Source organism: Cupriavidus sp. 05T42 (assembly GCF_056396345.1).
Map to the genome: position 1 here is coordinate 57,898 of NZ_JBFTLH010000021.1, position 14,598 is coordinate 72,495.

The 14,598-nt window shown below is 67.4% G+C and carries 13 protein-coding genes; 2 read left to right on the forward strand and 11 right to left on the reverse strand.

Going from position 1 to position 14,598, the window contains the following annotated elements:
* Nucleotides 1-15 precede the first annotated feature (15 nt).
* Both AC1EJR_RS22875 and AC1EJR_RS22880 read right to left on the reverse strand, forming a co-directional pair.
* Nucleotides 16-1,110: a malate/lactate/ureidoglycolate dehydrogenase gene (locus AC1EJR_RS22875; RefSeq protein ID WP_441590879.1), complete on the reverse strand. Its 1,095-nt coding sequence runs from the start codon at nt 1,108-1,110 to the stop codon at nt 16-18.
* Nucleotides 1,111-1,113: 3 nt separating this feature from the next.
* Nucleotides 1,114-2,109 (reverse strand): Bug family tripartite tricarboxylate transporter substrate binding protein, encoded by a 996-nt coding sequence (locus AC1EJR_RS22880; RefSeq protein ID WP_092297864.1) that lies wholly within the window; start codon nt 2,107-2,109, stop codon nt 1,114-1,116.
* Nucleotides 2,110-2,388: 279 nt separating this feature from the next.
* Between AC1EJR_RS22880 and AC1EJR_RS22885 the strand changes: the two genes are divergently transcribed.
* On the forward strand, nt 2,389-4,068 hold the full coding sequence (locus AC1EJR_RS22885; RefSeq protein ID WP_454757097.1) for a thiamine pyrophosphate-binding protein: 1,680 nt from the start codon (nt 2,389-2,391) through the stop codon (nt 4,066-4,068).
* Between the two features lie 27 nt (nt 4,069-4,095).
* Here the strand turns inward: AC1EJR_RS22885 and AC1EJR_RS22890 are convergent, their stop codons facing one another.
* Nucleotides 4,096-4,413, reverse strand: coding sequence for a CppA family protein (locus tag AC1EJR_RS22890; protein WP_092297970.1), 318 nt, complete (start codon nt 4,411-4,413; stop codon nt 4,096-4,098).
* Between the two features lie 169 nt (nt 4,414-4,582).
* Here AC1EJR_RS22890 and AC1EJR_RS22895 point away from each other — a divergent pair, with 169 nt between their 5' ends.
* Nucleotides 4,583-5,470 (forward strand): RNA polymerase sigma-70 factor, encoded by an 888-nt coding sequence (locus AC1EJR_RS22895; RefSeq protein ID WP_092297973.1) that lies wholly within the window; start codon nt 4,583-4,585, stop codon nt 5,468-5,470.
* Between the two features lie 190 nt (nt 5,471-5,660).
* Here the strand turns inward: AC1EJR_RS22895 and AC1EJR_RS22900 are convergent, their stop codons facing one another.
* From AC1EJR_RS22900 to AC1EJR_RS22935, 8 genes are all read right to left on the reverse strand, one after another.
* Entirely contained in the window at nt 5,661-6,767 is a 1,107-nt protein-coding gene (locus AC1EJR_RS22900) for a porin (protein ID WP_477147592.1), read from the reverse strand.
* A 169-nt stretch (nt 6,768-6,936) separates the two neighbouring features.
* Nucleotides 6,937-8,187 carry an ABC transporter substrate-binding protein gene (locus tag AC1EJR_RS22905; RefSeq protein WP_092297873.1) on the reverse strand — a complete coding sequence of 417 codons (1,251 nt, stop codon included), beginning with the start codon at nt 8,185-8,187 and terminating at the stop codon, nt 6,937-6,939.
* Nucleotides 8,188-8,246: 59 nt separating this feature from the next.
* Nucleotides 8,247-9,308 carry a cyclase family protein gene (locus tag AC1EJR_RS22910; RefSeq protein ID WP_092297876.1) on the reverse strand — a complete coding sequence of 354 codons (1,062 nt, stop codon included), beginning with the start codon at nt 9,306-9,308 and terminating at the stop codon, nt 8,247-8,249.
* A 156-nt stretch (nt 9,309-9,464) separates the two neighbouring features.
* Nucleotides 9,465-10,703 carry an AI-2E family transporter gene (locus tag AC1EJR_RS22915; RefSeq protein ID WP_477147593.1) on the reverse strand — a complete coding sequence of 413 codons (1,239 nt, stop codon included), beginning with the start codon at nt 10,701-10,703 and terminating at the stop codon, nt 9,465-9,467.
* A 263-nt stretch (nt 10,704-10,966) separates the two neighbouring features.
* Nucleotides 10,967-11,116 (reverse strand): hypothetical protein, encoded by a 150-nt coding sequence (locus AC1EJR_RS22920; RefSeq protein ID WP_177219971.1) that lies wholly within the window; start codon nt 11,114-11,116, stop codon nt 10,967-10,969.
* A 194-nt stretch (nt 11,117-11,310) separates the two neighbouring features.
* The gene (locus tag AC1EJR_RS22925; RefSeq protein ID WP_092297882.1) at nt 11,311-11,748 is read right to left on the reverse strand and encodes a hypothetical protein; all 438 of its coding nucleotides are present in this window, start codon (nt 11,746-11,748) and stop codon (nt 11,311-11,313) included.
* Nucleotides 11,749-11,832: 84 nt separating this feature from the next.
* Complete coding sequence (locus AC1EJR_RS22930; protein ID WP_441590888.1) at nt 11,833-12,777, reverse strand: LysR family transcriptional regulator; 945 nt, start codon at nt 12,775-12,777, stop codon at nt 11,833-11,835.
* 18 nt (nt 12,778-12,795) lie between these two features.
* Entirely contained in the window at nt 12,796-14,487 is a 1,692-nt protein-coding gene (locus AC1EJR_RS22935) for an MBL fold metallo-hydrolase (RefSeq protein ID WP_092297888.1), read from the reverse strand.
* Nucleotides 14,488-14,598 lie beyond the last annotated feature (111 nt).

Below are 14,598 nucleotides of genomic sequence, written 5' to 3' on the forward strand. Positions count from 1 at the left end.
CCTTGAGCCTTGGGTTCAGTCCGCCGCCAGGGCGGAGAGCGGGCCGGGGGATTGGCCGCGCGCCTGGAGCACGCGCGCCGCGGCGTCGTCGAGCTGGGCCAGCGTGCCGGCATCCACGGGGATAAAGTCGGCGCGCGCCTTGCGCCATGCGCGCTCGGGGTCGCCGGGGAGGCGGATGGCATCGTTGCCCGGTTGCAGCCGGGACGCCTTCAGCCAATCAACAAAGGATTCCACCTCATGGCCGAAGGTGGTGCTGCTGCCGAGGCGGGCCGGATCGAAGATGATCGCCAGCATGTTGTTCCAGACCGCATGCTCGTGCGTCAGCGTTTCCGGGCGGATGGTGTGGCCGCCAGTCACGGCCGCGCCGAGCAGCTCGCACATCACGGCCAGCACGTAGCCCTTGTGCTCGCCGAAGGTGCGCAGCGCGCCGTGCGGCGTACCGGGCGGCGGGAACATGACCGACGGGTCGTCGGTGGGATGCCCGTTCGGGTCCATCAGGCTGCCCGGCGGCACCGGCACGCCCTTGTTGTTGGCCACGCGCACCTTGCCCATTGCGATGGCGCTGGTGGCGAAGTCGAGCACCAGCGGCGGGGCCCCCGCCACCGGCACGCCGATCGTGAATGGATTGGTGCCGAAGCGCGCGTCGTAGCCGCCATGCGGCGCCACGAGCGGCTTGGACAGCACATTCACGAAGTGGATCGAGATCATGCCGGCCGCCGTGGCCTGCTCGGCCCAATGGCCCACCCGGCCCAGATGGTGCGAGCGCCGCAGCCCCATCACGCACACGCCGTGCTCCTGTGCGCGGGCGATGCCCATGCGCATCGCCTCCTCGGTCACGGCCTGGCCCATGCCCCGGTTGCCGTCCAGGCTCAGGATGCCGCCGGACTCATGCACCACGCTGACCTGCTGATTGAGCTGCAATTGCTCGCCCTGCCAGGACAGCACGTACTTCGGGATCATGCCCACGCCATGCGAGTCATGGCCCGAGAGATTGGCGCCGACGAGGTGGTCGGCGGTCAGCTGCGCCTCACGCGCATCGGACCCCGCCGCCAGCCACAGGTCCACGACCCAGCGATGCAGGCCGGCGGTCGGAATACGGTGTTCTGCCATGCGTTACTCCAGGTGGATGTTGGCGACCTTGATCAGGTTGGCCCACTTGGCCACCTCGCTCTTCTGGAACTTGCCGAGTTCGGCCGGGCCGGCGCCAGACGGCTCCACGCCCATGCCCACCAGCTTCGCCTTGACGTCCGGCTGGTGGATGATCTTGCCGATCTCGGTGGCCAGCTTGTTGACGATGGGCATCGGCGTGCCGGCCGGCGCGAAGATCGCCTGCCACGAGACGATTTCATAGCCCGGCAGGCCCGATTCGGCCATGGTCGGCACATCGGGCAGCTCGGCGGCGCGCTTGGCGCCGGTGGTGGCCAGCGCGCGGAACTTGCCGGACTGCACCATCGGCATGGCGGCCACGCTGTTCTCGAAGACGATATCGACCTGATTGCCGAGCAGCGCCTGTACCGCCTGGCTGCTGCCCTTATAGGGCACGTGGGTCATCTTCAGGCCGGCCATGTTGGCGAACAGTTCGGCCGCCAGATGCTGGGAGGTGCCGTTGCCGGACGAGCCGAAGTTGATCGACCCCGGTTTGGCCTTGGCCGCTGCCATCACGTCCTGCACCGACTTGTACGGGCTGTTCACGTTCACCACCAGCACATTGGGCAGCGTGCCGATCAGCGCCACCGGCTGGAAGTTCTTGACCGGGTCGTACGGCATCTTGGGGTACAGGCTCACGTTGATGGCGTGCGAGCTGATGGTGCCGCCGAGCAGCGTGTAGCCGTCCGGCGCGGCCTTGGACACGTAGTCCGAACCGATATTGCCGCCGGCGCCGGCGCGGTTTTCCACCACCACCGACTGGCCGAGCACCTGCGACAGCCGCTGGCCGATCAGTCGGCCGAGCAGGTCCGTGGTGCCGCCCGCCGCGAACGGCACGACGTAGTTGATCGGCTTGCTGGGGTACTGGTCGGCGGACTGGGCTTGCGCCAGTGGGGCCGCCGCCATGCATCCAAGGCAAAGCACGGCCAGGGCCGGCCGCATCAATCGATGAGGGAAGGACATTGCATGGTCTCCTGTTTTCGCGAGCATTGTTATGGGACGGCCGGGATGGCCGTCTGGTGTCGCGGGCGGGCGCGCTGTCATGGCAGCATCGCCTCGGTAGCCAATCTACACGGGCGCGAGGCGGGCTGCCTTGCATAAAACGCATAACAGAAATGCACGATAGACCCCGCGGCGGCGCCCGTCAAACGGAAAAATCGCTGTCATCGCCGCCTGCTTCGGGTCTGGCGCCTGCTTGGCTCCACCTTGGCGCCGCCTCCGATCCTGTCCATACTTTTCGTCATGACCGCTCAAACCCCATCCTTTCAGGCCCGCACCGGCGGCCGTGTCCTCGTGGACCAACTGCGCCTGCATGGCACGGAGCGCATCTTCTGCGTGCCCGGCGAGAGTTTTCTGGACGTGCTGGACGCGCTGCACGACCAGCCGGCCATCGACCTCGTCGTCACCAAGCACGAAGGCGCCGCCGCCAACATGGCCGAGGCCGACGGCAAGCTGACCGGCCGCCCCGGCATCTGCTTCGTCACCCGGGGGCCGGGCGCCACCCACGCCAGCATCGGCGTGCATATCGCCCAGCAGGACTCCACGCCGATGATCCTGTTCGTGGGGCAGATCTCCCGCGCCCACAAGGGCCGGGAGGCGTTCCAGGAGGTGGATTACGCGGCAGTGTTCGGCACGATGGCCAAGTGGGCGGCCGAGATCGACGATCCGGCCCGGATTCCCGAGATGGTGGCGCGCGCCTTCCAGGTGGCCACGTCCGGCCGGCCCGGCCCGGTGGTGCTGGCGCTGCCCGAAGACGTGCTCGACGATCTGGTGGACTGCGCCGATGCCGAGCCGTACCGCACCGTGGCGGCCGCCCCGCGCGCCGAGGATGCCCGGGCGCTGGCCGCCGCGCTGGCCGAGGCCCGCCAGCCGCTGGTGATCGCCGGCGGCGCCGGCTGGACCGACGCGGCAGTGCGTGACTTCGCCGCCTTCGTCAAGGCATGGAACCTGCCCGTGGCCTGCGCCTTCCGCCGGCAGGACGTGATCGATAACCGCGACCCGCACTACATCGGCCATCTGAGCCTGGGCGTGAGCCCCAAGCTGGCCGAGCGGGTGCGCACGGCCGACCTGATCGTGGCGGTCGGCACCCGGCTGGGCGACATCGCCACCGATGGCTACACGCTGCTGGAAGTCCCGCGCCCGAAGCAAAAGCTGGTGCATATCCATGCCGATAGCGGCGAGCTGGGCCGCGTCTACCAGTCGTCACTGCCGATCCATTCGGGCGTGGTGCCTGCGGCAGCCATGCTGGCCGCGCTGCCGGCGCCGGCTTCTATCGGATGGAAGGACTGGACCAGCGGCGCCCGGGCCGAGCACGAGGCCTTCGTCACGCCGCCCAAGCCCCATGCGGAACTGACGGGGGTGGATATGGCTGCCGCGATGTCGCACCTGAACGCGGTGCTGCCCGAAGACGCCATCCTCAGCAACGGCGCCGGCAATTACACGGTCTGGCTGCACCGCTTCTACGCGTACAAGCGTCCGCGCACGGAACTGGCGCCCACCTGCGGCGCGATGGGTTACGGCCTGCCGGCCGCGATTGCCGCGAAGCTGCGCGCGCCCGAGAAGACCGTGGTCTGCCTGGCTGGCGACGGTTGCTTCCTGATGTATCCGCAGGAGATCGCCACGGCCGCCGCGCATGGCGCCAACCTGATCGTGATCCTGGTGAATAACCGCATGTACGGCACCATCCGCATGCATCAGGAGAAGCGCTACCCGGGCCGCCAGAGCGGCACGACCATCGCCAACCCGGATTTCGTGGCGATGGCGCGCGCCTGCGGGGCGTGGGCGGAGCGGGTGGAGAAGACGGAGGACTTTGCGGCAGCGTTCGAGCGCGCCCGCAACGCCGGCCAGCCGGCCGTGCTGGAGCTGATGACCGATCCGCTCCAGATCACGCCCGCAATGCGCGTGACCGAACTGCCGGCCTGAGCCCGGATCAGACGCTGCCTAGGCGATCTAGAACAGCGCCGCTTGTGGCCGGGCCTCGTGCCCGGCTTTTTCATGGCCGGACGTCGGGCGGGCCAGGATCTTGCGGATCTGCTCCAGATACCGCTCGCCCACCGCGCGATGGCTCTTGCGAGCCTCGTCCGCCAGCGCGCGGCGCGACGGCGCCCGAATCCCGATCAGGCGGCAAATCGTTGAAAGATAAGGCTTTTTATCGTCGACGGTGGCCCGGTGCGCGGCCGACAGCAGGGCGGCATCACCAATGCGCCCCCGCAGCCAGACCAGCACCTGGCGGTCATATTCGTTCTGCACACGGATCAGGTGGATCAGGTGTTCCATTCCGCACTCCGATATACTGTTCATTCATACAGTTACTGTAAATATATACAGTGCATCGGAATTTTCAAGGTGTGCGTCGGAAAATGCTTGAAAGTTCTTGCGCTGGGCCGGCACGCGTGGCCACCATGGCGGTCTGCCAGCCGCCTTTTCGCATCGAATCATGGACGACACCACCGCCACCTTCCACAAGCTGCGCCCGCGCCTGCACGGGATTGCCTACCGGATGCTCGGCGCCGTGGCCGAGGCCGAGGACGTCGTACAGGACGCCTGGCTGCGCTGGCACACGGCTGACCAGACGGAAATCGAAAATGCCGAAGCCTGGCTGGTCTCGGTAACCACTCGCATCGCCATCGACCGCCTGCGCGCCGCCAAGATCCAGCGCGAGCACTACACCGGGATCTGGCTGCCCGAGCCGCTGATCACGGACAGCCCGGACAACCCCGAGGCCATCAAGGAGCGCGCCGACGACATCTCCGTCGCCTTCCTCCTCCTGCTGGAGCGCCTGACGCCCGAGGCCCGCGCGGCCTTCCTCCTGCGCGAGGTTTTCGACAACGACTACGACGAGGTGGCGCGCGTGATCGGCAAGAGCGAGGCCAACTGCCGCCAGCTGGTCAGCCGGGCAAAAACCCAGCTACGCGACGACCGGCCGCGCTTCACGGTGTCCCCGGACACCCATCGGCACATAGTCCAGGCGTTCGCCCAGGCGATGCAGGGCGGCGACTTCGCCGGCATCCAGGCGCTGCTGGCCAACGACGCCACCCTGGCCGGCGACGGCGGCGGCAGGGTCCAGACCTTCCCCAAGCCGCTCGAAGGCGCCCGCCGCATCGCCCAACTGTTCTACGCCACCCGCCTCAGATTCCCCGGCGAGGGCCTCCGGGTGCGGCTGGTGCTGCTCAATGGCGAATGGGCGCTGCTGCGCTACTTCGACGGTGCGCTGGAGTCCGCGCAGACCTTTGTGGTCGAAGGCGACCGCATCGCCCGCATCCACGTGCAACGCAACCCGGACAAACTGGCGCGGATTGCGGCGTATTTTGGCGGAGAGGCGTAAGGAAGGGGCGGCCGCTGTGAGTTCGTGCGCCTTGATCGCAGTCATGTCCAGGTACGGGCTTGTCCCGGCTGCACCGGCATAACGCCCGGCGGGCGTTTTCTGCGGCCTGATCCAAAAAAGAGCCCGCCAAGGCGGGCCCAAGGACGAAGGGAAAGTCTCCGTCAAGTGGATTTCAGCGTGGCCGCTGCGCTCAGAAGCGGTGGCGGATGCCGACGATGGCGCCGAACTGGTTCTGGCCGGCGCCCACCTGTTCGGTTGTGGCCGTCAGGGTGCTGGCGCTGCGGTTCAGCGACGGGCCGAAGCCGGACAGGCCCATGGCCGAGCCGTCCCGGTTCTGGGCGTAGGCGACGATGGTGTACAGGTCGGTGCGCTTGGAGAACGCGTACGTGCCGGACAGCACGAAGCTGTACGGGTCGCCGCCGCTGTTGCGCACGTCGGTGTAGTAGGCCGCGCCAGTCAGCGTGATGGCCGGCGTGACCTGGTAGTTCGCGCCGATCCAGTACAGGTTGGTGCGCAGCGAGCTGCTGGCGAAGTCGCCGTAGTACCAGCGATAGCCGGCGAAGGCACGGGCCCGGCCGAAGTCGTAGCTGGCGCCGAGGGTGGCGCGGCGCTCGCGGTTGTCGTCCGTGACGACGGTGCTGCCGCGCACTTCGTCGTACACCACGCGGGCGGACAGCGGGCCGGCCGTGTAGCCGACGCTGGCGCTGAAGTTGCGGCCGGCCTTGTAGTCGCCCGGCACCTCGCCGCCGGCGCTGCTGTCGTAGCCGGTGCTGTAGAACAGACCGTAGTACAGCGCGCCGGTCTGGCCGGTGAACTTCACCGAGTTATCGGCGCGGCCGGACATCCACTTGTCGTGCATCAGCACCGAGTAGCGCGTGGCGATGGCCATCKGGTCATAGGCCAGCGAGAAGTCGTACAGCACGGTCTGATGGCGGCCCAGCGACAGCGTGCCGTACTGGTTCTGCAGGCCGACGAACGCCTGACGGCCGAACATGCGGCCGCCCTGGTTGGCGCTGCCGGTGTCGAGGTCGAAGCCGTTTTCCAGCGTGAAGACGGCCTTCAGACCGCCGCCCAGGTCTTCGGCGCCGCGCAGGCCCCAGCGGGAGGTGGAGAGGTTGCCGGCGGACATCCGCACGACGTTGTTGCTGCCGCCGGTGGCCGCGTTCGGCACGTTGGTCAGGAATTCCACGCCAGCGTCGACGACGCCGTAGAGCGTGATGCTGCCCTGGGCGTGGGCAGCAGCGGGCAGGGCAGGGAGGATGGCCAGCGTGGCCAGGCAGGCGAGACGGGTCTTCATGCGTTCGTGATCCTTGTTATGGTCGCCGCCCGCGCACCCCGTAAGGGCTCGGGCGTGCCGGCGGCGACTGCAATGTAACGAGGGATCAGGAACGGGAGAAGCGCGTCTGGGCTGACAGACTGTCCCGGGATTTGAACAATTGGGGCGTCAAGCGCCCCTCAGCGCTCCGTCAGCGGCTGCCCTTGAGCAACGGACATTGCGACTTCGACGGCGGGATGAACGCCTGGTCGCCCGGCACCGTGGCCAGCACCTTGTAGTAGTCCCACGGGTACTTGGACTCGGCCGGCGTCTTGACCTCGAACAAATACATATCGTGCACCATGCGCCCATCGGCGCGGATGCGGCCGTTCTTGGCGAAGAAGTCGTTGATCGGCATCGCCTTCATCTTCTCCATGGTCGGTGCGGTCTCGTCCGTGCCGGCCGCCTGCACGGCCTTCAGGTAGTGCGTGACGGAGGAGTAGACGCCTGCCTGGCTCATGTTCGGCATCTTCTTGACCTTGTCGAAGTACTTGCGCGACCAGGCGCGCGTGGCGTCGTTCATGTCCCAGTAGAACGCCTCGGTCAGCACCAGCCCCTGCGCGGTCTTGAGGCCGAGCGCGTGGATGTCGTTGATATAGAGCAACAGTCCGGCCATGCGCTGCTTGCCGTCGCGCGTCAGGCCGAACTCGGAGGCGGCCTTGATGGCGTTGACCGTGTCGCCGCCCGCGTTGGCCAGGCCCACCACCTGCGCCTTGCTCGCCTGCGCCTGGAGCAGGTAGGAGGCGAAGTCGCTGGTACTGAGCGGATGGCGCGCGGCGCCGAGCACCTGCCCGCCGGCCTCGGTGACCACCGTGGTGGCTGACTGCTGGAGCGTGTGGCCGAACGCGTAGTCGGCGGTCAGGAAGAACCACGTCTTGCCGCCGCGCTGGACCATGGCCTTGGCCGTGGTGTTGGCCAGCGCGTAGGTGTCGTAGGCGTAGTGGACCGAAACCGGCGTGCACAGGTCGTTGGTGAGGCGCTCGCTGCCCGGGCCGGAGAACACCACGATCTTGTTCTTCTGCTTCGCCACGTCGAGCACGGCCAGCGCGGGTGCCGAAGCCGCCACATCCAGGATGGCATCGACCTTGTCCGTATCGAACCATTCACGCGCCTTGTTGGCGGCGATGTCGGCCTTGTTCTGGTGATCCACCACCACCAGCTCGATTTTCTTGCCGAGCACCTTGCCGCCGAAGTCGTCGATGGCCATCTGCGCCGCCGTGGCGCTGCCGCGCCCGGTCACGTCGGCGTAGAGGCCGCTCATGTCGAGCAGCAGGCCGATCTTGACGACATCATCGGAAATCCCTGCCTTCGGCTGGGCCGAGGCGATGCCGGCCACACCGCCAGCACCGGCCAGCGCCAGCAGGGCAGCGGCCGTCCGCCGCCATGTCGCTGAAGTCTTCATGGTTGTCTCCTCCAGTTTTTTATCTAGTTCTTCTACGATTTAAAAACGCACACCGCGGATCACACCGTGGCCACCGGCGTCACCGGCGAGCCCACCGCGCCCGGCAGCCGCAGCGGCGGCGCCGTGAGCATGAAGCGCGAGCGGCGGTGCGCGCGCAGCCAGTCCGCCAGGTCCTTGAGATACCAGAGTTCGCCAAGCGGCAGCCCCAGCTTGAACAGGCAATGGTGGTGGAGCGGCAGCAGCGGATGCGTCTTCGCCTCGTCGGGCGGCGGCAGGGCCGGGTAGCGCTCCACGGCGTAGTTGTCGGCGATCAGCGCGGCGATGCCGGAATCGGTGATCCAGTTCAGCAGCCGGGCGTCGCGCCCGTTTAGCGCTGCGCAACTGTGGTGGAGCACCGCTTCGTCGGGCTCGCGCTGCATCGACAGCACGACTTCGGCAAAGCCGGTGCGCAGCAGGAGCATGTCGCCGGGCTCCACTTCCACGCGATGGGTGTCCATGGCGTGCATCAGGTCGTCGTAGCCGACGTTGCGGAAGTCCATGCCGAACACATCGGCCAGATCCACCAGCACGCCCCGGCCCTGCATGCCCTTGACGGCGAAGTTCTCGATGCCGAGCGCATCCGCGTGGCTGTGGGTATGGCCGTGGCTGCAATCGTGGGCGGCGAACTGGTCGTCATCGGCATAGTCGACCGGGCCGACGATGTCCGCGTTGGCGCGATAGCCGTTGTAGTAGACGCGCTCGAGCTTGCCATCGCCGTCCGCATCGAACAGCGCGCCCACGTGCGCCAGCGAGTCCCACTGGGTGGAGTACTGGAGGCAGAGCAGCACCTGATCGTCGCTGATGACATCGGTCGCGGCCGGGTTCACCTTGGCCAGCGGGAAGTTCATGTACGGGGAGTCGTCGCGGAAGGTGGGGCGCAACTCGGGCGGATGGCGGCGCGGATTGAGCTTGTTGCCGCCGGGGTAGTCCAGCGGCAGCGAGAGGCAGAAGCTGCGCCCCGCCTGGATCTCGCGCGCGCCCTTGACCACCTGCTCGGGGCCGATCAAATTGACGCGCCCCAGTTGATCGTCAGGACCGAAATCGCCCCAGTTGGAGCCCTGCGGACGTTGCTGCCAACGCATGCCTGATACCTCCCTCGCGAAAGATGTTGCCGGTTGAAGCGCCGCCGCCACATCGCGGCGCAGCATCCGGTTATACGTGATCCATGCGGCGCGGTCATTCTGCGTCGCATCAAGTTCCGCGTGACGAAATAGGAGGAAGGAAGGCGAGGGGGACGGCTATTCGCCGAGGAACTCGGCCACCACCTCGAGCCCTTCGACGTGGTCGGCCACGACCTTGGCGATGACGGCCAGCGGAATCGCCAGCAGCATCCCCCAGGTGCCCCAGAGCCACGTGAACAGCAGCAGCGAGACGAAGACGGCGACGGCGTTCATGCGCGCCATGCGGCCCGTCATCCAGGTGGTCATGCCGGAGCCGATCAGCGTGGCGATCAGCATCGACCCACCGGCCGCTGCTGCCGCGACGGACAGCGTGCCGAACTGCATGAACCCGGCCACGCCCAGGCACAGGGCGATCAGTACCGCGCCGAAGTACGGCACCAGGTGCAGCGAGGCAGCCGCCAGCGCCCATGCGCCGGCATTGTCGATCGACAGATACCTGAGCAGGATGTACGTACAAAGCCCCAGCGCGGCGTTCGTGATGACCAGCATCAGCATGTAGCGCTGGATCGCCCGGTTGATCTCGTCGAGCATGTGCACGCTGATCTTCTTCTGGCTGATGGTGGTGCCGGCCATCTTGATGAACTTGCGCTTGAACATGTCGCCGCCCAGCAGCAGGAACCAGGTCAGGAACAGCACGACGATGGCCTGCGCCAGCATCGCGAAGACGCCCATCGATCCCACCCAGATGGCGTTGTTGAGGGCGTCGGCGGAACGTTCGACGACGATCGGCGCGCCCTTGGTCGGCGGTGGCTGACCGGTACCGACCAGTACCGTGGTGGCGCGGCGGATCTTTTGCAGCATGGAGTCGTCGCCGCTCACCAGTTCGCCCAGCGAGCGGGAGAGCTTGCTGGCGATGGCGGGCAGCCGGTCGACGATAGATTCAATCTGCCCCTGGAGCAGATAGGCGCCGCACAGCAGCAGGGCCAGCATGCCGAGCAGCACCACGGTCGCGCCCACGGCGCGCGGCACCCGCTGGCGCTGGAGCCACTCGACCATCGGATCGAGCAGGTAGGCGATGACGATGGCCACCACCACTGGCACGATGAAGTCGCGGGCGAGGTGCAGGGTGTAGAGCGATGCGAGCGTCGYCAGAATGACCAACGCCGTGCTGGCGCGGCGCACAGAGACGGACAGCTTGGGGGGCGTACGGGTGGGTGACGCCGGCGCGGCGTCCGCGGGCACCTCAGCCGTGACTGCGGGCACCCCCTCCGGTACGACATCCGGCACAACATCAGGCCCGGCCACGGTGCCGGGCGGGGCGGCCCGCATGGCGGGCTGGATCGGTACGCGCGACATGGATGGCGGGGCGGCTCGCAGACAAGAAGGACATGGCGTCACGAGGCGGACGCCTGCCATAACGATAGTCACTACGGGGCGCGGGAGGGTGTCGGTGCGTTCCGGGTCGCGGTGTAGGACAGCGGCGCGACCTTCCAAGGCGGGCTTGGGCGTGTGCAGCCTGATACACGAAAGCCGCACCAAAGCAAAAGCCCGGTCTCGTGAACCGGGCTTCTGGGGATTGCGTGGCTGGCGTAGCCGGGGGGCGATCAGCGCATGGCGGGTTAGCGCGTCAGCGTCGAATGATCGTCGCCGTGAGGGCGGGCGCCCGACTGCTTGAGCAGCGGGTCATTCTTGAGCACCCAGCGGGCGCCGAAGGCCAGTGCGACGATACAGGCCAGCATATACGCAACGATCACAGTGAGAGTCAGCATGGCATCACAGGAGTAGGTTGCGACCGCGTTGCCAGCTTTCGTTGGCGGGCCGATGGGAACKAATTGTATGTGAGACAAGACGTTTCACCGGCGCCGATTAGCCTGAAATTTTCTGTATGCCGATCTAAGCCTGACTAATATCGGCAGGTTCTACGAGGGGCATGGATCATGACCGCCTCGCATCAGCCTCGGCCCTAGAAGTAGCACCCCATCTCGTATTGCTGCGAGCGCAGGGCATGGACGTCGCTGCGGTAGCGGTCCGCGCGGCTCCAGTACTCGGTGGTATGCATGGCGCGCTCGGCGGCCCGCGCCTGGTACTCGAGTGCCCGGCACTGATTCCAGAAGACGTTCTGCGCGCGCAGGTCGAGGTCGTCCTCGCGCCCCTGCCAGACCTGGATCTGTTGCGCCATCTGGGCGCGGCTCTGCAGGTAGGCCTGCTCGTCCTGGCGGATCTTGGGGGTCTTGGTGATGGTGGTCACATTGGCACGCATGGTGGACGTGACATCGCGGTAGCCCGCCGGGCACGATGCCGCCGTATAGAGCGTGTCCTTGCCGCTCTGGCACTTGGTGACGGCATGGGCGGCGCCGGAGGCGGCCAGCATCAGCAGCAGGATGGCAAATTGTCTGGACATGGCGGCGCCTTGGACGAATAGCGATGTCATCCAATGTAGGCAGCGATGCGCCGCGCTGCCAGTGCGGCAAGGTATCCAGATATTTCAGGTACGGGGGTTGCCGCGCTTTCGGTGTCCAGGCAGCGTCTTGGCCCCCTGCATTTCGGCATTGGCGGTCAGCAGCATGTCATACAGTTGCTGCGCCGCCGGCGACAGGGACCGGCCGCGCCGCCGGATCAGCCCCACGGTACGCGAGACGGTGGGCTCCACCAGCGGCACGCTGGTCAGCGTGGGATGCTTGCCCGGCGGCATGGCCAGCCGGGGTACCGCCGCCACGCCGAGCCCGGCTTCCACCAGGCTCACCAGCGTGCTGACGTGCCGCACCTCGCAATACCACTGTGGGCGATCGGGTACATCGGTCAGCGCCAGGTCCAGCAGCATGCGGTTGCCGCTGGCCTTGCCCACGGTCATGTAGTCGTACTGGCCCAGTTCGGCCCAGGTGACCTTGCGCTTGCGCGCCAGCGGATGGTCGGGCGGGCAGGCCACCACGAACGGTTCCTTGAGCACGGGTTCGAACTCGACATCCGGCTCCTGCGTGCCGATGTAGTTCAGGCCGAAGTCGGCCTCGTTGCGCACGATCAGGTTCAGCACCTCGTTGGCGCCTTCGTCGATCAGCCGCACGACGATGCGCGGCCACGTCTCGTGGTACTTGCGCAGCACCGCCGGCAGGAAGTAGCGCACCGCCGAGGGCACGCACGCCACCGTGACTTCGCCGGTCACGCGGGTGGCCACGTCCCGGATGCCGAGCAGCGACTCCTCCAGCCCGTTCAGGAGTTCGCGCGCCTTGCGCGAGAACTCCCGGCCCACGGCGGTCATCTCCACCGAGCGCGTCGTCCGGTCGAACAGCCGCACGCCGAGGGCGTCTTCCAGCTTCTCGATCCGGCGCGACAACGCCGGCTGGGACAGATGCAACTCCGTCGCTGCCGCGCGGAAGCTGCTCAGTTCGGCCACCGCCACGAAGGCGCGCAGATCGGAAAGGCTGAAGTTCATGCGCGGTTCATTTGTGGCTCATGCCGAAATCAGATGCCAGACCGCCTCGGTCTCGCGCGCCACGCCGTCTTCCTCGAGCTTGCGCAGGTGGGCCAGCAGCGAGCGCTGCGCCACCGGATGCATGCGCTCGGGCACGTCGTCGTAGACGCTGGCGAGCAGCGTGCCGATATCGGCCGGCGCCAGCGCGCGCAGCGCGTTCAGCACCTTGGCCTCGCGCTGCTGCCGATGGCGAATCAGCAGCCGGATGGCATCCCGGGGGCGCGGCATCAGGAAGCCGTGGCCCGGTGCAATCCACTCCAGGTCTTCGTCGAGCAGCGCCTGGAGGGACGCCAGATAGGCGCGCATGTCCCCATCGGGCGGATTGATGACGACGCTGGAGCCCTGCATGACGTGGTCGCCCGTGAACAGCGTCTTCTCTTCCTCGAGCAGGTAGCAGAGATGGTTCGATGCATGCCCCGGCGTGTGGACCACCCGCAGCGTGGCGTGCGGGCCGAGCACGATGCGCTCTCCGTGCTCGGGCATGCGGTCCGGCGCGAAAGTCTGGTCCTGGCGGTCCTGCACGGCCGTGACGCGCCCCCAGACCGGCGCGCCGGTGGCCTCGCGCACCGCCACGGAGGCGGGCGAATGGTCCAGGTGGGTATGCGTGACGAGAATCCACTTCACCGGGCCCGGCGCGGCGGCCAGCACGGCGGTGATATGGGCCGGATCGGCGGGGCCGGGATCGATCATCGCCCAGGTGTTGTCCGCGCCGCCGCCCACGAAGTAGGTGTTGGTGCCGGGGCCAGTCATCACGTTGCCGTTGTCCGCCGTGACGCGCCAGACCCGTTCGGAGAGCTTCACCGCTGCGCCCGGCGCCAGCGCGTAGCGGCCATGGCCGGCGCCATCGGGGTCGATCCGGGCGATTTCGGCGTACGGCGCTTCCTCCGGCATCACCGGCCGCACGCCCTTGGGGCCGGTGGCCAGGCGCGGCATGATCTGCACGATGTTGCGCAGCTTTTGGGCATGGTCGAAGCACGCCTGCGCAGTCGGGAAGTGCGAAATCGACTGGAGCATGCGGCGGGTGACGTTGACCAGGGAGATCTCGTTCGCCGGGTCGAGCGCATCGACGGGCCGCATCCAGCGATGCTCGACCGCTTCAACGCCATCGTGCCGCGCGGTCTGCCCAGCCGGCGCCAGCGCGAAGAAGAAGCGCGTGTCGAAGCGCTTCGGCAGGCCCGGCGGCGTCAGCCAGTGGCTGCCGTAGGCCAGTTGGTCCACGGCGAGGCGCACGCCCAGCCGTTCGCAGACATGGGCGATGCCGGCGCCGCCGTAGCCGGCGGCTTCGCGCAGGCTGCCGTAGGTGTCCGCGTCGAGTGCATCGAGATCCACATTCTGGCCGTTGGCATCGCGGGCGAACAGCAGGCCGGCTTCCTCGAACGCTTCGCGTGCGGCGCAGAGGTAATAGTCGAGCCCGTTTTTGTCGACATTGAGCCGGGCGCTGGCGGCGGCATCGTCGAGGCCATCGCACAAGGGGTGAAGTGCCGTATCCTGCTCATCGAGTGTGCCGCCCGGGAAGACAAAGGCACCGGCGCTGCGGTCGTCGTCGCGCTGGGGGCGGCGCATCATCAGCACCTCCATGCCCGCCGGGCCGTCGCGTAGCACCAGCACGCTGGCGGCGGCGCGCAGGGCTTTGGAGCGAACGGGGGCGGCAGTGGCGTGGGTCTCGGACATGGACGGAATGGGGCGCAGTATCAGAACAGGCGCCAAGTGTAATGGGTTCGGGCGGTTCGAATCTGCCGCGATGCAGCAGGAATTCCGCGCTGCTCTTGGGATGGGGGCGGA